The following is a 17,991-nucleotide window of genomic DNA, read 5'->3' as shown; positions in this document are numbered from 1 at the left end:
CAGGGTCAGGGGACGGCGTCCACTGCGTAGGCGGCAAGCAGGGCCGGCAGCTGGTCCATGCGCTGGAAAATCACCTTTGCACCGGCTGCGCGCAGGGCTTCGGGCGTACTGTGGTGGGGGCCGCCCTCGCTGAAGCCGAACACGGTGGCACCGGCAGCGACACCGGCGGTTGCGCCGGTCACGGTGTCTTCGATGACCGCGCAGCGCTTCGGGTCCACGCCCAGTGCCGCAGCCGCCGCCAGGTAGACGTCCGGATGCGGCTTGGTGTTCGGCATGTCCTGGCCGCTGTAGACGTGCTGGCCGAAGGCATCGAGGATGCCAACCTTGCCCAGCTGCAGCTGCACCTTGTGCAGATCGGCGCCGGACGCGCAGGCAATCCGCCCGCCGGTTGCCTCTGCGATCGCCCGTACTGCCTCCGGTGCGCCCTGGATCGCCTGCAGGTCACGCTCCAGCGCAACGTTGCGCTGCAGGCGGAATTCCTCCAGCCACTCCTCGGTGAACGGCTTGCCGGTGCGTTCTTCGATCAGCCCGGCCAGGTGGGCCACGGACTGGCCAAGGAAGACTTCGCCCGCCTGCGCCGGAGTCAACGGCCAGCCGCGTTCGGTCAGCATCTCGGAGAGGACGCGGGCCACCAGCGGCTCGGAATCAACCAATACGCCGTCGCAGTCGAACAGCACGGCATCGAAGGGAAAACAGGACATCTACAGCTCCAGGGGGCAATGCGGTGGTGCAATTGCCCGCCATTTTCCCACAGCCATCCTTGCGTGGCACCCGGACCGGGTGCCACCCATTCCCGGCAGGCCGGTCAGCCCAGATCACACCCCGCCGGCTGCGGCCAGGTGGTGGCCGGCAGCATGTTCTTCAGCGATGCCGGGGCGTTGATCGCCACGTAGCTGGCACCCAGCAGTTCCTCCAGATCGGCGATGGTGACCAGGTAGCTGTCCAGGCTGCCCAGGTTCGCTTCGTTGGGGATGATCCAGCTGATCGCCTTGGCCGTGCCGGTGTTCGGATCGCGGGTGATGATCGTCTTCCAGAAGAACTCCGGCGTCGGAATGCCGTGGCTGGAAAGGAAATAGTCGTTGGCGGCGTCGCCGTAGACCACGCCACCATAGACATCCACCGGCGCGATGTCGCGATAGCACTCGGCCACGTTCTCGGCCTTCACCCAGATCCCCTGGTTGAAGCTGGAGACCTGCGGAACGATGTTGGTCATGTAGTTGGCGCGGCGGATGTAGGTCGCGTTGTAGTCCATGTGATTGGACGTCACCAGATGGCCCCGGTCATAGCCGGACTTGATGCTGGCGTAGGAGGCGGTACTGGTCTGGCCGAGGCAGCCTGCCGGCAGGTCGGGGTCCTTGTAGAAGCTGGACGGCCGCGCGGCCGAGCCGGTGTCGGCGGTCAGGGTGTATTCGTAGCGGGTGGCGCTGTGGATGCCGCAGTCGTAGGTGAGCACGAAGCCGCCCTTGTTGAGGGTGACGACCTGGGCCTGGGCAGCGCCGGCGACGGCACTGAGGACGAACGCGAGGAAGAAGCTTGCAAGGCGCATTGCGGTTCTCCAGCAGAAGTTCAGGGCGCAACCGTCCGCCACGACCGTGCCGAAGCGGGGTCATGTGGAGACGGTGCGGAGTCGGGTACTGCGGATTGCGGTAGGACGTGACCGCGCGGGTGGGGCCATGCAGGCCCTGCGGTGTCGTAAGCGTCACAAGCTGTCGCCTTTCGGTCAACGACGAAAAGGCGAAGCTGTGACAGCGCGCAAGCACTGGAGACGTGTCAGATCACACGGCGCCAGGGTGACATGTGCGCGTGCTAGGGCGTCGTAGCGCAGGGGGTGTACGACTCGATATCCTGCGCAGCAGGACCGGAAACCGCAGGATCGAGCAAGGCGAATGATCAACAGTGAACTGCTTGCAGGGGGCGCTGCTGCCCTGATCGGGGTTGCAATCGTGGCTGCGCTGCGTCGACAGAGACGCCCGCCACATCGCAGTTTCAAGTGTGGGCGCTGCGGCAACGCCGCCCTCCATGACGAACGTACCCGTGGCGCCTGGCGCGCCGGGAAGCAGCGCTTCTACTGCAGGGCCTGTCATGCCGCCTGGCTGCGATCGCATCCACAGGCTTCCGCGCCGCACCGCGGGGCGTCCGGATGCCTGGGCGTCGTTGGCACAATTGCATTGATGCCACTTGCAGGCTTGGTGGCGTGGGTGATCCACCGCGCCTGAATGTGATCCTGCATCGAACCATCCGGGCGCCGGGTTCGAAAGCGCCATGCTGCGTCGCAAGGTGTCACCCACCATTCGCACTGGTACGGTCCATCCCGTTGCACCACCACCGACGGGGAGAGACGACGATGCGCAAGGTTCTGCTGCTGTTGATCCTGCTGACCGGGCTGGCGCCCACCGCCTGGGCGGCGACGGTCAAGACCACCCATCGCACCATTCCCAGTTGGGATGGAACGCCTCTCGGGGCCTTCGTCATCGAACCGCAGGACGCGGGCAATGGCCGCTACCCGCTGCTGGTGATGCCCAGCAGCTGGGCGGTGCCCAGCGTGGAGTACGTGGGGGTGGCACAGTCGTTGGCGCGCCGTGGCTACGTGGTGATCAGCTACAGCTCGCGTGGCTTCTGGGAATCGGGCGGCAGCATCGACATCGCCGGGCCGGCCACGGTCGAGGATGTCAGCGCCCTGATCGACTGGGCGCTGGACAACACCCGCGCCGATCCCACGCGTGTTGGCGTCTCGGGCATCTCGTACGGCGCCGGCACCAGCCTGCTGGCCGCGGCACGCGACCCGCGCATCAAGGCGGTGGCGGCACTGAGTGGCTGGGCCGATCTCCAGGCTTCGCTGTACAGCAACGACACCCCCAGCGCACAGGGCATCGCGCTGCTGGTTGCGGCTGGCCTGGCCACCGGCCGTCCGGGAGCGGAACTGGCCACCATCAATCGCAATGTGCTGGTAGGCAACTACCAGGGTGCGGTGGACTCACTGTTGCCGGTGGCGGCGCAGCGCAGCCCCGGGGCCAGCATCGATGAGATCAACGCCAACCAGCCGGCGGTGTTCCTGGCCAACGCCTTCAACGACAGCCTGTTCCCGCCCGGCCAGCTGGTGGACTTCTTCAACCGCCTGAAGGGCCCCAAGCAGCTGCAGCTGCGCCATGGCGACCACGCGCTCAACGAAGCCTTCGGCGCACTGGGCATTCCCAACGAGGTCTACGATTCGGTTGGCGACTGGTTCGACCACTACCTCAAGGGTGAAGCCAATGGCATCGACCGGCAGCCTGCGGTGCAGCTGAAGTCGCAGAAGGGCAGCTGGAGCACGTATCCGAACTGGCAGGCGACCAATGCCGGCGCCATCAGCTATGCGCTGACCGCACCCAAAGGGCTGCTGCTGCCGACCGGCGGCCTGGCCGAGAGCGGAAGCAGCACCGGCTGGAACTACCGTATCGGCAGTGGCCTGCTGACCGCTGCCAACTCGGGCGTGGCAATGGCCTCCGGCGCGCTGCAGATGATCAATCTGCCGCCAGGCGCCTATGTTCCGTTCGTGGGCCGCAACGCCGCCGGTGTCTGGCAGGGGCCGGTCCAGTGGAGTGCACGGCGCCTGGACGGCGCGCCGGAGGTGCGCTTGACCGTCACGCCCAGCCGCGCCAACACCACGCTGTATGCCTACCTGTATGCGGAGGATGTGCTGGGCAACGGCCAGCTGATCAGCCACAAGCCCTACACGCTGCGCGGCGCCACGCCCGGCCAGCCGAAGACACTGGACCTGCGCCTGGAAGCGAGCAGCTGGAACATTCCGGCTGGCAGCCGCCTGACCCTGGTGGTTGATACGGTGGATCTGCGCTATTCGGGCATCAGCCAGTTGGGAGGTACGGTGACCTTCAGTTCGCCGGCCAATGCGCCTTCGGTGTTGAAGGTGCCGTTGCATTGAGGCCTGGCACTGGCCGTCGCTCGAAGCCAGGTCGAGCGACGGTTGCTTCCTGGAGGAATCAGTGGCTACGCACCCGCGCTGCTGCCGCATTCGCGCGATTGATGCGATCCAGTCTTTCCTGCTTTTCGTATGCATCCTTGGCGTCCATCACGCCACTGGCAGCATGCAACCATCCGCTCGTGGTGCACCCGGAAAGCAGAAGCGTGCAGGCGAGAGCAGAGGCGGCGAGGGTGACTTTCATCTGGATTCCTTGAAGTAGCGGGTGCTCGCAAGTGTTTGAGCGCCTATCGCGCACCGAGCGGGAGCGTCGCAAGGCTACTTCACTACAGCTTAACTTTGTGCGACCGACTGGCTGGATTTATTTGTATATTCAATTGGTTGGCATCCCTTTCGTAGTGTGGGCAACATGCAGGATGCGTTTCACGGGAGTCGCAAATGTCCGCAATGACGATGCTGATCGCATTACTGCTGGGTACATCCGTAACGGAGATCCAACCGAGGGATTGGCCGGACTTACTGCACAAGGATCTGGACGCTGCCGACGCCGCCATGCGCGGCAGCCATCCAGGCGCCGTCGACCTGCGCAATCCTGGTTTCGGTGCGCAGCTGGACGAAGCCCTTGCGCTTGCACGCTCGCGCGCGGATCGGGTCGCCAGCTACCCAGGGTATTGGTGGGCGATGAAGGGTTACGCGGCCTCCTTCAATGACGGCCACGTCAGCCTCAACACGCTTGCCGACGCTCCCGATCTTCCAACGCAATGGCCCGGGTTCCTGACCGGCTTCGATGGCGATGCGCAGGTGGTCATGACCGCGGACGGTGGTCCGGGCCATCCGCCGCTGGGGGCTCGATTGCTGTCCTGTGACGGCATCGATGCGCAGACGCTGGCTGCGCGCCGGGTGGGGGACTTCAGCGGGCGTTGGAACCTGCAGGCCAGCCGCATCCAAGGTGGCGGTGAAGTGCTGCTGGAGCAGGGGAATCCGTTCGTGCCCACGCTGCGCAGCTGCGTATTTCATATGAATGGTCGAGAACAGCGCCATGCGCTGCACTGGACGCCACTGGACCCGGCAGCCCGGAAGGAACGCCTGGCCGATACCCGTCGCAGCTTCCGCCCAGCCAATGGCTGGCACACGATGCCAGGCGGTGGCTACTGGATCACCACCAGCAGCTTCAACGCCGATCCCGCTGCGGCCAATTTCCGGGAGCTCACCCGGATGCTGCAGCAACTCACCCCGGCGACCGACGCGTTGCAGCAGGCGCCCCTGATCGTGCTCGATGTGCGCGGCAACAGCGGCGGTGCGTCGCACTGGAGCATCGTGCTGGCGCGCTTGATCTGGGGGGCCAGGTCTGTGGACGCATTGCGTGACGACAGCTGGGTGGAGTGGCGGCCATCCGAGCCCAACATCGCCCAGCTCCGTGGCTTTCTGGAGAAGCTGAAGCAGGCACCTGACGCATCACCGGCGCTGCTTCATATGCTGGAGTCCGTAACCGCAGGGATGGCACAGGCAAGGGAGCAAGGCCAGCCATTGTGGCGGGAACCCGCCAATGATCCGGCCGCCGTTCTATCGCAACCAGAGCGGGCCGGGCCCGGACGCAAGGGCAGGGTGGTGGTCGTGGCTGACGCGACCTGCGGCTCGGCCTGCCTCGATGCACTGGATCTGTGGAAGCGGCTGGGCGCGGTGCAGGTCGGCGTCGAGACCTCGGCCGACAGCCTCTACATGGATGTACGGCCGGAGCGGCTCCCGAGCGGCCTGGCCAGGATCTCCGTACCGATGAAGGTTTTTCGAGGCCGGGTTCGCGGTTCGAATGAACCGCATGTTCCTGATCGTCGCTATGACGGCGACATGCGGGATACCGCAGCACTTGAAGCGTGGATCTCCGGACGATGATCCGGTCCTGGTGGCCTGCCGGTGACGCAGCACGGATGCATTAAACCTTTTCACCGGCGGCGGCATCCAACCCGCAATGAGCACGGCACCCGCTGCGACTCTACTGACGGAAGGAGCTCTCGGATGTGCGTACTGCCTCGTCCTGCGCTTCAATGCGCGATGTCGATCATGCTGGTGCCTCTCGCCGCCGGTGCTGCGGTCACTGAAATTCCCTTCGAGCAGGGAAAGGATCACCGGATCTATGTCGAGGGTACGATCAATGGCTCGCGGCCACTGCGCTTTCTCGTCGATACCGGCGCGTCGGCCATGGCGGTTGCCAGGCACATCCAGCAGGACGCGAAGCTGGTCATTGACGACCAGAGCGAGAACACCGGTTCCGATGGGGTCACGCTTCTGGACTACAGCACGCACAACGCGGTCCGGATCGGCAGCGTGCAGCGACCGATGGGAGCGGTGGTGATCGATTACCAGGGGCGCCCCTTCGATGCGGTGCTGGGCTGGACCTTCTTCCAGGGCAAGGTCCTGGAAATCGACTACGATCGCAGCCTGCTGCGCGTGCACGACGATGTTCCCGATCTTGCCGGGTATGTCCGGGCCAACGTGCGCTGGATCGACAATATCCCGGCCATCCAGGTCTCGCTCGGCAACGGCAGCAGCACCTTCGCGCCCTGGCTTGCGCTGGACACGGGCAGTAACGGCAACATCGACCTGTCCTACGCCTTCGGCACCGCCTATCGCCTGCAGGAGGCGTTCCCGGAACGACTTGGTACGTCACAGTTCGGCGGCAGCGCGGGCCGGAAGATCCGCGCGGTGGACGTGCGTGTGCCCGTGGCCAGCATTTCGACCCTGCAACTGAAAGGGCCGAAAGCCTCGATCACAGTCGATGACGAAGGCTCCAAGGACGACGGGACGCTTGGCAGCGAAGTCCTGCAGCAGTTCAATATCCTGCTGGATGCCCGTTCCGGGAGCATCTATCTGCGCCCCAATCGTCGCTTCGTCAGCGCGCCGGCCGAGTGACCACGCGCGTGCCGCGTACAGCGCTCAGCGCCGGACATCCGCGTCTGCATTGCCCAGGAGGGCCAGCACCTGCGCCTCAGCCATGGGGCTGAAGTCGCCGGGAATGGCGTGCTTCAAGGCGCCCGCGGCCAGTCCGAAGCGCACGGTGCGTTCTGCATCGCGCCCGGACAGTAATCCGTGCAGGATGCCGGCGGCAAAGGCATCGCCACCTCCGATGCGATCAACGATGCCAGGCAGCGGGCGCGGCGGTGCCTGCGTCCGCGTGCCATCGCGCCCCAGCAGCAGCGCGCCCAGGATGTGATGGTCTGCACTCACTACGTCGCGCTGGGTGCAGGCCAGCCACTGCAGGTGCGGGAACGCGGCAAAGGCAGCGGCCGCAGCGGCCTCGGCTCGGGCGACCGCATTGTCCTGCGGGAAGTGCAGCCCCAGCACCAGTTCGATGTCCCGATGATCGGCAAACGCAATGTCGGCCTCGGCGAAGATCTCACGCAGGATCGCCGCTGCGTCGCCACCCCAGCGTCGCCACAGTGAGGGACGGTAATTGCCGTCGAAGGACACCTGCACGCCGGCCGCGCGAGCCGCACGCACGGCACCCAGCACCGACTCGGCCACGTTGGCGCCCAGCGCCGGGCTGACGCCGGAGACATGCAGCAGGTGCGCGCCTGACAGCAGGGCGGGCCACGCATGATCCTTGGCGCTGCTGTTTGCGAATGCGGACCCTGCCCGGTCGTACACCACTTCACTGGCGCGCTGCAACGCACCGGTCGCCAGGAAGTACAGGCCCATGCGGTCACCCTCCACTTCATGCACGCCGGCAACGCCCACGCCATGCCGCCGCAGCTCGGCCACCGCATGCCGGCCCAGCGCGTTGCCGGGTACCGTGCTGACCATCTGCACATCGTGGCCGAGGCAGGCCAGCGAGACCGCCACATTGGCCTCGGCGCCCCCGACATGGACCTGCAGCTGCGGCGTCTGCAGCAGTAGTTCACGACCGGGTGCACCCAGACGCAGCAGCAACTCACCGAAACAAATGACGCGGCTCATCGGTTCTCTCTCACTCGGTGGTGGTGCAGCCCAGCATGCGCAGATCGATGGCATCGGCCATGCGCCGGTAGCCTTCGTCGTTGGGGTGCAGATGGTCGCGGGTGATCTCGTTGGGCAACGCTTCTGCTGCCTTCGGGTCACGCAGCGCGGCGTCGAAATCGATGATGCCATCGAAGCCGCTGTTGCCGCTGCGTGCCCACTGGTTGATCGTGATGCGGGTGGCTGCGGACACGGGCTCGTAGCGCTCGGAACCGCCGAATGGGGTCAACGTACCCAGCCAGGCGCGGATGCCGTGCGCATGCAGCCGCGCTGCAACCTGCTGATAGCCCAGCAGCATGTCCGCCGCGTTGCGGCCAGGCAGCGGCTGCGCGCCACCACCGTGGCGGATGTCATTGATGCCTTCGAACACGATCACCTGATCGGCATAGGCCACCGCGATCACATCGCGATCCAATCGTGACAGGGCACTGTGGCTGCGGCCATGGTCAAGCAGCTTGTTGCCGCTGATGCCCTGGTTGAGCACCACGAAGCGGTTGGGGCAGGCCTGCTGCAGGCGCTGCGCCAGCTGCTCCGGCCATTGGTTGAAGGTGCCGCGACGGGCTGTGGCACCTTCCGTGATGGAATCGCCGAGTGCCACGATCACCTGGGGGCGGTCAGCACGCTGCACCATCACTGCCGAGAATACGTTCTGCTGGTAGCTCAGCCGCACGCTGTCGGCAACGATTGCCTGCCTGCCGTCCGCTACCCGCAGCTCGGTGCGGCGCACGGCGGGACGGGTGGGCTGCGGGAAATAGGCACTCACGCTGATTTCCTGCAGCGCCGCCACCGGCACCCGCACCGGGTCGCTCAGCAGCGCGGCCCCGACCGGCACCTCGATGACCGTGTGGCCGTCCACCGTTACCGGCAGCGGTGCGGCCTTGCTGTTCTTCACTCCCACGCGCAGGTCCTCGACGCGAAGGGGCGCCGTGCCGAGTTCGTTGCTGATGCGCAGCCGCAGCGCATCGCCACGGCTGCCGATACGCATGTCCTGGCGCACGGTCTGTGCGGCGAACTGTACGGGTGCCTCGGCGGTGCCATCCTTGCGGTCCGGTGCCGGCGAGGCGGTCCAGGCGGTGATCCAGACAGGTGCAGCCAAAGCGGCAGGCGCGGCCGCGGCGGAACAGATGGTCAAGGAAAGCAGGAGCGTCCAGCGCTGCATGGGCAGGATTCCAGTCAGGAGAAGTAGGTGCCGCCGTTGACGTCCAGATTCGCGCCGGTGATGAACGCGGCCGCATCCGAGGCCAGGAACACCGCAGCGTCGGCGGCTTCGTCCGGCGCCCCCTGGCGGCGCAACGGGGTGGCGCCGGCAACGACCGTGCGCACTTCCGGCTTGGTGAATTCGTCGTGGAAGCGGGTGGCGATCATGCCGCAGCACAGTGCGTTCACCCGGATACCCTTCGGCCCCAGCTCCTTGGCCATGGCACGCGTGAAGGTCATCACCGCCGCCTTGGCAGTGGCGTAGATCGATGCGCCGGGGCCGCCGCCATCACGACCTGCCTGCGAGGCGAAATTGACGATGGCCGCGCCTTCGCGCATATGTGGCACCACCGCGTGCGTGGTGAGATAGGTGGAGGTGATGTTGAGGTCCATCACCGTGTGGAAGAACGCCGGGTCGATCTCGGCCAGCGGGCGACGCTGCACCATGCCACCGGCCACGTTCACCAGCAGGTCGATGCGCTCACCAAACGCGGCCTGTGCTGCAGCGACCAGGCCGGCGACGGCCGTGGCATTGGTGACGTCGGCGCGATGCACGATGGCCTGGCCACCGGCCGCCTGGATCTGTGCCAACGTTTCCTGGGCACTGGCTTCATCGTTGGCGTAGTTGATGCAGACGCGTGCACCGGCGGCAGCCAGCTTTATCGAAACGGCGCGGCCGATATCGCGGCCACCGCCGGTGACAATGGCCACCTTGTCCTGGAACGACATGCGGAAAACTCCTTGGTTTGCGGGGGAATGGATGTACTTGGAAAAGAAGGAGGCCCAGGCTCAGCCGGCGCGGCGGTCGAGCTTCTGGATAGGCCCGGTCCACCACCACAGCGCAGCCAGCGACAGCGGCACCAGCGCGGCAACGAGGATGAAGATCGGGGCGTAGGAGTGGCGGGTCAGCACCGGCACCAGCCAGGTGGTGATCAAGGTGCCGGCCACGGCGGCCAGGCCCCCCAGGCCCGCCAGCGTGCCCACCGAGCGGCCGTCGAACAGATCGCCGGGAAGGGTCTGGATGTTGCCGATGGCCACCTGGAAGCCGAACAGCACGGCAGCGATCGCCAGCACCGCCAGCAGCGGCTGGTTGGCCAGCACGGCACCCAGCAGGGCAGGGGCCATGACCGCGCAGCCCAGCGTGATGGCCAGCTTGCGGGCGCGGTCCACGCTGTGCCCGGCGCGGATCATCCGCCCGGACAGCCAGCCGCCGCTGAGGCTGCCCAGCATCGCGCCGACAAACGGCACCCAGGCGAACAGGCCGATCTGCTTGATGTCGAAGCCGAAGGTTTCAGCCAAGTAGATCGGCAGCCAGGACACGAACAGCCACCAGATCGGGTCCAGCAGGAAGCGGCAGGCGAGCATGCCCCAGCTCTGCCGGTGGGCCAGCAGCTCACCAACGCTGGCCTTCGGCATCACCTCTGCCTGGTGCCCGGCCCGGTCTTCCTGGATCAACCGGCGCTCGGCATCGCTCACCCACGGATGCTTGTCCGGGCCGGCGCGGTAGACAAACAACCACGGCAGCAGCCACAGGAAGCCGATCGCACCGACCAGCACGAAGGTGCCGCGCCAGCCCAGCCACAGGTACAGGCCAGCGATGGCCGGTGCGGAAACGATCGCGCCGATCGACGCGCCTGCGTTGAATACGCCCTGCGCCAATGCGCGTTCGCGCGCCCGGAACCACTCGGCATTGGCCTTCACGGCGCCCGGCCAGGCACCGGCCTCGCTGATGCCGAGCATCGCCCGCACGAGGCTGAAGGACAGCCTCGAATGGGTGACCGAATGCAGGGCGATGGAGATCGACCACACGCTGATCGACAACGCGAAGCCCAGGCGCGTGCCGATCATGTCGAACAACCGCCCGAACAGGAACTGGCCGGCGGCGTAGAACAGCATGAACACCGTCACCAGCAGGGCGTAGTCATCCTTGGTCGCCCCCACTTCCTTGGCGATTTCCGGCCACATCACCGCCAGTGCATTGCGGTCGATGTAGTTGATGACCGTGGCCACGGCAATCAGGCCCACGATCAGCCAGCGCACTGCTGAACGCACCGGCACCTTGCGCAGCTGGCTCACCACCGCAGGGCCGTTCATTTCGCGTCACCCTTGCTGCGGTCCATGCGCGCGTGGCTGCCGCTCCAGCGGTAGGCATGGCCGTCCACGGTCACGCTGTGCTCGCCCTTGGCGCTGCTGTCATCGGACACGCCCAGCGCGATGCGCGCTCCACTGGCAAGGCGCAGTTCGATCACCTCGGCATCGCTGCCGCGGGTGCGCACGATGTCCTTGATGCGGCTGTCGGCGCCGTGCACGTACTCGGCGGTGCCGTTGTACTCGCCATGCGGCTCCAGCACGCTGAAGAAGGTCACGTCCTTCTGGCCTTCCACCCGTTGCAGCAGGGCCGGCTCGCGGCGCAGGTTGAACTCCGGATCGTTGGCACCGCTTTCCACCAGCAGCGCCTGTGCCGGCGCACTGCTGCCGAAGCGGTAGGTGTAGAAGCGCCCATCCAGCAGCCAGGCCAGCGAACGCGGCTCGCTGCCGGGTTTGCTGCGTGCATCCAGCCACAGGTGCTGGTAGCCGTTGTCCTTGCCCAGTACCGGGCGCTGGGCGGGGAAGTGTTCGGCCTCGAAGCCGGTGGCGACGATGTGGCCGTTGAAGTGCAGTGGCAGGTCGTAGCGCGCGGCCTTGTCGCTGTACACCTTCAGCAGGTCCAGCACCACCGGCAGGCCCAGGTCGGGGTGGCGCAGCAGCGCTTGGGTGCGGGTGAACACCACGCCCGGATAGGCATCGCTCATCGTTGCCGAGGCAATCTGGGTATCGGCATCGGCCTGGAAGAAGCGCACCTGCGGGGCGTGCTCCTCGCCGCGCTTCCAGTCACCCTTGAAGTGGCTCTGCTCGTCCACCACCAGGGTGTTGTGGGCCACGGTCTGTTTGGCCCAGCTGCGGTTCTCGGCCAGGTAGATGCCACCGCGCTTGGCTTCCACGTTGAGGAAGCGTGCTGCACCGTAGTCGGTCACCACCGGATTGCCGTTGTCGTAGAACAGCCAGTTGAGCTTATCGAAGTGGCCATGGCCCATGCCCTGCATCGTGTCCTTCTGCACCAGTGCCTGGCCGCGTTCGCCGTTCATGCGCAGGATCGCCAGGCCGCCGCGTTCGCCGTCGGGGCCATCGCGCAGCAACATCGGCCGGTAGTCGAAGGGCCTGGCCTTGTTCGCGGCCAGTGCCTGCGCCACCTGCAGGCCTTCGGGTGACAACAGCAGGCGTCTCTGCTGCTGGGCCACCGACAGCAGGCGGTCATCGCCGGTGCGCGCATAGGCGATGCCGATGCCGGCCACCAGCTCCTCGGTGTCGATGCCCTTGTCCAGGATGGCGTCGTTGATCGGGAAGAACAGGCCGTTGTAGCTGGACTGCACCAGCACATCCACGGCCTTCAACAGCACGCCGTCGCGGCGCGCGAATATCTTCCGCTGCGGTTCGTTGCGTTCGATGGCATTGGCGAAAAGCAGGAACGGCGCCAGTGCGTAGCGCTGGTAGTAGGGGCCTTCCTCGTAGTAACCATCGGGCGAGAACAGCAGGTCGATCTGCCGCAGGAAGCCGAACCGGTCATCTTTCTGGCTGCCGCGCAGGGACTTCTCCACGAGTTCCTGGTCGCGCAGCACGTAGCCGGTCATGCCGGTGGCGGCCACCGCCCAGGTGGCGTGGTTGTGGATCTGGTCGTAGTTCTTCGGCTCGCTGACGAGGAACTCGGCCATCGGCCGGAACACCTTCGATTCGATGGTGTCGCGGTCCTCGACGGACAGTGCGTCACGGATCGCGTCGTAGCCCTGGATGGCGTTGACCAGCCATACCGAATCGTTGAGCACCTGCCAGAACACGTGGCCGGGAATCTGGCCGCGGCCTTCCGGGTGTGGGCCCAGCGTCGGGTAGAGGCGGGCATACTGCAGCAGCATGTCGCGCGCATAGTCCACGTAGGCCCTGTCGCCGGTCAGCCGGTACAGCGTGCCCGCTGCCAGCAGTGCCTGGTAGTTGCGCTTGTGCTGTTCATGGGTGCGGCCGCCGCCCTTGTCCCTGGGTGCCGGCACGTCGATGCCGGCCTTCATCATCTTCTTCAATGTTGCCTCGGTGCGCGCCTGCTCCTTGGCGAACCACGGGTAGCGGCGGCCTTCGTTGGCCATCTGCTGCCACTGCGCAGCGGTGACCAGCACCGGCACGGCATCGGCCTGCCGCGCAGCGGCAGCGGGCGCTGCGAACAGCGACGCGGACGGCAGCAGGGCGAAGGGGGCGGCCAGGGCCAGGGAAACGAACAGCGGCTGGAACCTCATCGATCAACTCCATTGCGGGTGCGTGACAGGGCAACTTCGCCCACCTTGGGGTACCAGGCGACGCCGGTCGCTTCGCGCGCGATCATCGCGAGGGCAGGATCGGCACCCACGGCGGGCAGGGCAGGCGTGGCCACCCACAATCCGCTGGCAGCCTGCTGCAGGCTGACGGCTCGGCTCTCTACGCCTCCCGGGAACACGGTGCTGGCTGCCGGCGACTGCACGTTGCCGCTGAAGTCGATACCGGCCAGCGAACTGGCGGCATTGGGCGGGTTGCTGCTGCTGCGGTTGACGATCAGGTTGCCGGTGAAGCGGCTGTTGCTGGCGGCAATCACGATGCCCTTGGTTTCATCATGGCCGACGCCGAAACTGACCTTCGCCACGTCCACGAAGGTGTTGCGGCTGATCGTGGCATTCACCACCGGCGCATAGCCGGACAGCGGCGGACTGGCCTGCGCATCCATCACCGCCAGTGCCGAACGGTTGCTGGACCCGGCCAGCCGTTCGAAGTAGTTGTTGCTGACGGTCTGGTCGGCGTTGATGATGCGTACGCCGCCGGTGCCGGCCTTGTCATCGCCGAGGAAGACGTTGTCGATCACGCGGTTGCCGTTGCCATGGCGCAGGGTCAGCGCGCCGGCCGAACGGTAGAACACGTTGCCGCGGTAGGTGTTGCCGCCGGACTTGTTGCTGATGATCTCGGTCTCGCCGTCGCAGCCTTCGAACCAGTTGTTCTCCACCGTGCTGTTGGAATCGCTCAGTGAGCTGTCGCTGGTGCCGACGCGGATTGTTTCGCCACCGTTGACACCCAGCGACGGGCGCGGCCCGAACCAGTTGTGGTCGATGCGGTGCTGGTTGTCCAGTCCCTGGGTGGCATCGCGCACCACCACCACGGTCGGCCCGGCGTTGGTCTTGCCGCGCAACTGGCTGTGATCCAACCGGTTGTTGCTGCCATACAGCGATACCCAGTAGTCCTGGTCGCTGGCATCCGGGTTGGTGTAGTCATCGATCACCAGGCCGGTGACGCGACTGTTGCTGGCGACGGCCTTGCTCGACTCGCGGAACGCGACCACCGCATCACCCGGCGTATAGCCGTTGCGGAACACCAGGTTGGACACCTGCAGGTAGCTCCCCGCCAGGCGCAGGTCCGAGTGCCCGCTGAGGACGACCTTGCCGGCGGTCTGCGCGCGCAGCACGATCGGCGCGCCTGCCGTGCCCTGGCCCTTCAGCAGCAACCGGGCGTCGGTCCAGATGCCGTCAGCCAACACGATCTCATCGCCAGGCTGCAGCGCCGAGGCGGCGGTAGTGAACTCAGCGACATCGTGGACGAGCCAGCTGGCTGCACTTGCTGCTGAAGTGGTCAGGCACATGACCAGACCAGTGGCCAGGCAAAGCAGTGATGGATTGTTGGGCGGGTGACGCGCCAGCGAGTGAATGCGCATGAAATCCTTCCAGGGACGGCCCGGCCGTCGTTTCAGGGTGGGTTTGCATACCACTTTCGGGTCTGTTGTAAGCCAGCTTTCGCGCAAAGTCATGCTGCATAAGCACATTAAATTGCGATCAACTGGTATGGATAAAAGGCATTTACGTGATTGCATACCAATTGGTTGACATTTTCATGTCGACGTGCCGAAGCTGCGTCCCACGCCTGGTATGCAGGCGATCCTTTGGGAGGAGGAAACCATGCGGCGACCCGCCGGAGCAGTGCACAGCATCTCGTTGTCCCCCACACCCCTGATCGTGGCGCTGCTCGCCGTGCTGGCGGGCCTGCCCACGGCCCAGGCGCAATCCAGCAGGGACGCGGCAGGGCAGGATCCCACCACGCTGGACCAGGTGCAGGTCACCGGCATCCGCGAGTCGATGCAGAGTTCGATCAACAAGAAGCGCGACGACACGGTCATTGCTGACGTGCTCTCGGCCGATGACATCGGCGATCTGCCGGCGCCCTCGCTGGCCGACGCGATCGAAACCCTGACCGGCGCCGCTTCGACCCGCGACAAGACCGGGGCCTCGGAAATCTCCATCCGTGGCCTGGGCGCCTTCCTCAGCAGCACCAACTTCAATGGCCGCGAGATCACCAACGGCAGCGGCGACCGCTCGGTGAACTTCAACATGTTCCCCGCCGAGCTGATCAATACGGTCGCCATCTACAAGACCCAGCGCGCCGACATCATCGAAGGCGGCGTGGCCGGCACCATCGGCCTGGAAACAGTGCACCCACTGGAGTACGGCAAGCGGGCGGCGCAGATCGATCTGCGTGGCAGCTGGGCCGAGTATGACAAGAAGTATCGCGACGACGACGGCATCGGCTACCGCGGCACCGCCAGCTACATCGACCAGTTCGAGTTCGGCAACGGACAGAAGCTGGGCATTTCGCTGGGTTTCCAGCGCCTGGACGGTACTGATCCTGAAGAGAGCATCACCAGCGGTTCCACCTGGTATGCCTGCGATGGCACGCAGAACGTGGGCAATGCCAACTGCAATGAAGTGTCCGCGCAGGCCATCGCCAACGGCGCGCCGTACTACCTGGTGCCAAGCAGCCGTATCTACCGGCTCAAGCAGGAGCGCAACGACCGCCAGAGCGAGTTCGCCGCACTGCAGTGGCGGCCCAATGACGTGGTTGAAGTGAACCTCGACTTCGAACACACCGAGCGCAACTGGTACGAGAACCGCAGCGATCTGAGCCTGTCCAACGCACGCCGCGGCATCACCCAGCGCGACGTGGGCGCAGAGGGCATCGTGCGCCACCTGCATGGCAGCACCTCGATCGACTCCACCTCCAACCGCTACTGGCGCGGTGAGGAATACACCGGTGGCGGCCTGAACCTGATCCTGCGACCGACCCCGGCCTGGGAGCTGTCCACCGATCTTTCGTACTCGCACACCAATCGCCTCGACAGCGAGCGCATGACCCGCCTGCGCGCGAACCAGCGCGACGTCAACAATGCCGTCGTGCCCGGCATCAGCAGTGGTGCCACCGGCTACGTGGACTATGACTGGGACTGGCACGGCGAAGTGCCCAGTGTTGCCCTGGCGCCCAACTTCGACCCCACCAACTGGGACGCCTACACCGGCGCGGCGCGCGTCACCTCAAGCGCAACGGAGAACGACCACAGGATCAAGGCCGGCCGCTTCGATGCCAGTTTCATGCCCGAGTCCGGTTTCTTCACCCGCATCAAGGGCGGCGTGCGCGCCAGCCAGGCCGACTACCGTCTGCGCGACAACACCCTGGTCACCGACTACGACCAGCGCGTGGCGGCCGACAAGGCGAAGATCATCGCCGCCAACCAGGCCTGCCGCGCACCGTTCCCGCAGGATGACTTCATGGATGCCGCCAGCGGCAACACGATCTCCTCGTGGGCGTACTTCGATCCGGACTGCCTGTACCAGTCGTTCCGCGGCAGCCTCGACAGCGGGCTGGATCCGGGTTTCCAGGATCCGAACAATGTCGATATCACCGAGAAGACACGCGCGCTCTATCTGATGGGTGAGTTCAGCAGCAGCCTGTTCGGCTTGCCGGTGACCGGCAACCTTGGCCTGCGCTGGGTCAAGACCGATGTTCGCTCCGAAGGCGTGCGTACCGGCCTGCGTATCGAGGACAACGGTGACGGGACGATCCGCCTGCAACCCACCGGCGAGTACAGCACGCAGGTGTTCAAGGCGGGCAACGACAAGCTGCTGCCCAGCCTCAACGCGGCCTTTGAACTGCGCCCTGACGTGTTGCTGCGGGTGGGTGCATACCGCGCGATGTCACGACCGGACATCGCCGCGCTGGGTGCCGGGCGCACCATCAACGTGAGCAGTGATGCCACCTACGGCAATCTGGCCGACGCGCTGGATGACATCAGCGCCAGTGGCAACCCGGCGGCACAGCCGCTGATGTCCTGGAACGGCGACCTTTCATTGGAGTGGTACCCGAACCCGGACACGATGCTGGCCGGCGCGGTGTACTGGAAGCAGTTCAACGGCGGCACCGCCACCGCGCTGGTGCCTGAGACCTACACCATCGACGGCCGGAGCGTGACCGTGCCGGTGCGGCAGCAGGTGACCACCGACGAGGACAGCACGCTGACCGGCTTCGAGCTGACCGCCACCCATCGTCTGTCGTACCTGCCCAAGCCGTTCGACGGGCTGGGTTTCAAGGTCAGCTACAACTACGCCGATGCCGACTACCAGACCCAGGATTCACGACTGGGCGAGCAGCTGGCCAGCGACGGCACGATCATTCCGGCGATCGTGCCGCCGGCGGGCCTCAGCGGCTTCTCGCGGCACGTCCTGTCCGGCTCGATCTACTGGGACGTCGGGCGCTTCAACATCCAGGCCATCGGCAAGTTCCGCTCGCACTACTACCAGGACTTCACGGGCAACACCGCGCAGCAGAACCGCTACTACGATGACAACACCAGCGTGGACCTGCGCCTGCGCTACCGGGTGAACAAGCAGTTGTCGCTGTCGCTGGAGCTGATGAACCTGACCAACGAGCCGCGCGTGGCCTACCAGCCGCTCTATGGGAACTTCCGCGAAGTGGTGACCTACGGGCGGCGTGCGTATTTCGGTGTACGATACAAGTTCTGA

At 65.8% G+C, this 17,991-nt stretch carries 13 protein-coding genes; 4 read left to right on the top strand and 9 right to left on the bottom strand.

The features are described 5' to 3' along the window. Positions 1 to 5: 5 nt before the first annotated feature. The gene (locus tag ACZK29_RS11440; protein WP_478446016.1) at positions 6 to 701 is read right to left on the bottom strand and encodes an HAD family hydrolase; all 696 of its coding nucleotides are present in this window, start codon (positions 699 to 701) and stop codon (positions 6 to 8) included. Positions 702 to 805: 104 nt separating this feature from the next. Beyond that, entirely contained in the window at positions 806 to 1,546 is a 741-nt protein-coding gene (locus tag ACZK29_RS11435) for a DNA/RNA non-specific endonuclease (RefSeq protein ID WP_111203214.1), read from the bottom strand. A 798-nt stretch (positions 1,547 to 2,344) separates the two neighbouring features. Between ACZK29_RS11435 and ACZK29_RS11430 the strand changes: the two genes are divergently transcribed. Next, positions 2,345 to 3,919 (top strand): S15 peptidase family protein, encoded by a 1,575-nt coding sequence (locus tag ACZK29_RS11430; protein WP_111203215.1) that lies wholly within the window; start codon positions 2,345 to 2,347, stop codon positions 3,917 to 3,919. 58 nt (positions 3,920 to 3,977) lie between these two features. Here ACZK29_RS11430 and ACZK29_RS11425 read toward each other — a convergent pair whose 3' ends face one another. Beyond that, positions 3,978 to 4,160, bottom strand: coding sequence for a hypothetical protein (locus tag ACZK29_RS11425; protein WP_111203216.1), 183 nt, complete (start codon positions 4,158 to 4,160; stop codon positions 3,978 to 3,980). Between the two features lie 203 nt (positions 4,161 to 4,363). Here ACZK29_RS11425 and ACZK29_RS11420 point away from each other — a divergent pair, with 203 nt between their 5' ends. Together ACZK29_RS11420 and ACZK29_RS11415 are read left to right on the top strand one after the other, a co-directional pair. After that, positions 4,364 to 5,806, top strand: a complete 1,443-nt coding sequence (locus tag ACZK29_RS11420; protein ID WP_428999890.1) for a hypothetical protein — start codon at positions 4,364 to 4,366, stop codon at positions 5,804 to 5,806. Positions 5,807 to 5,965: 159 nt separating this feature from the next. After that, on the top strand, positions 5,966 to 6,823 hold the full coding sequence (locus ACZK29_RS11415; protein WP_181502559.1) for a retropepsin-like aspartic protease: 858 nt from the start codon (positions 5,966 to 5,968) through the stop codon (positions 6,821 to 6,823). A 24-nt stretch (positions 6,824 to 6,847) separates the two neighbouring features. On the opposite strand, the gene ACZK29_RS11410 is transcribed toward ACZK29_RS11415, so the two are convergent. Genes ACZK29_RS11410 through ACZK29_RS11385 form a run of 6 tightly spaced genes read right to left on the bottom strand, consistent with a single transcriptional unit; the run spans position 6,848 to position 14,858 of the window. Next, positions 6,848 to 7,867 (bottom strand): sugar kinase, encoded by a 1,020-nt coding sequence (locus ACZK29_RS11410; protein WP_111203219.1) that lies wholly within the window; start codon positions 7,865 to 7,867, stop codon positions 6,848 to 6,850. A gap of 10 nt (positions 7,868 to 7,877) precedes the next feature. Further along, positions 7,878 to 9,065: a GDSL-type esterase/lipase family protein gene (locus tag ACZK29_RS11405; protein ID WP_478446015.1), complete on the bottom strand. Its 1,188-nt coding sequence runs from the start codon at positions 9,063 to 9,065 to the stop codon at positions 7,878 to 7,880. Positions 9,066 to 9,079: 14 nt separating this feature from the next. Then, a complete protein-coding gene (locus tag ACZK29_RS11400; RefSeq protein ID WP_478446014.1) occupies positions 9,080 to 9,832 on the bottom strand; it encodes an SDR family NAD(P)-dependent oxidoreductase in 753 nt (250 codons plus the stop codon). Positions 9,833 to 9,892: 60 nt separating this feature from the next. Then, positions 9,893 to 11,197 (bottom strand): MFS transporter, encoded by a 1,305-nt coding sequence (locus tag ACZK29_RS11395; RefSeq protein WP_478446013.1) that lies wholly within the window; start codon positions 11,195 to 11,197, stop codon positions 9,893 to 9,895. Then, a complete protein-coding gene (locus tag ACZK29_RS11390; RefSeq protein ID WP_478446012.1) occupies positions 11,194 to 13,422 on the bottom strand; it encodes an oligoalginate lyase in 2,229 nt (742 codons plus the stop codon). The genes ACZK29_RS11395 and ACZK29_RS11390 overlap by 4 nt, the downstream gene beginning before the upstream one ends. Next, on the bottom strand, positions 13,419 to 14,858 hold the full coding sequence (locus ACZK29_RS11385) for a polysaccharide lyase 6 family protein (protein ID WP_478446011.1): 1,440 nt from the start codon (positions 14,856 to 14,858) through the stop codon (positions 13,419 to 13,421). The genes ACZK29_RS11390 and ACZK29_RS11385 overlap by 4 nt, the downstream gene beginning before the upstream one ends. A gap of 241 nt (positions 14,859 to 15,099) precedes the next feature. On the opposite strand from ACZK29_RS11385, the gene ACZK29_RS11380 reads away from it, so the two are divergent. Next, the gene (locus tag ACZK29_RS11380) at positions 15,100 to 17,991 is read left to right on the top strand and encodes a TonB-dependent receptor (protein WP_478446010.1); all 2,892 of its coding nucleotides are present in this window, start codon (positions 15,100 to 15,102) and stop codon (positions 17,989 to 17,991) included.

The organism is Stenotrophomonas sp. 89682_Sma (assembly GCF_056481405.1).
Note: the sequence above shows the minus strand (reverse complement) of the source record. Positions and strands in the feature narration are given on the sequence as shown.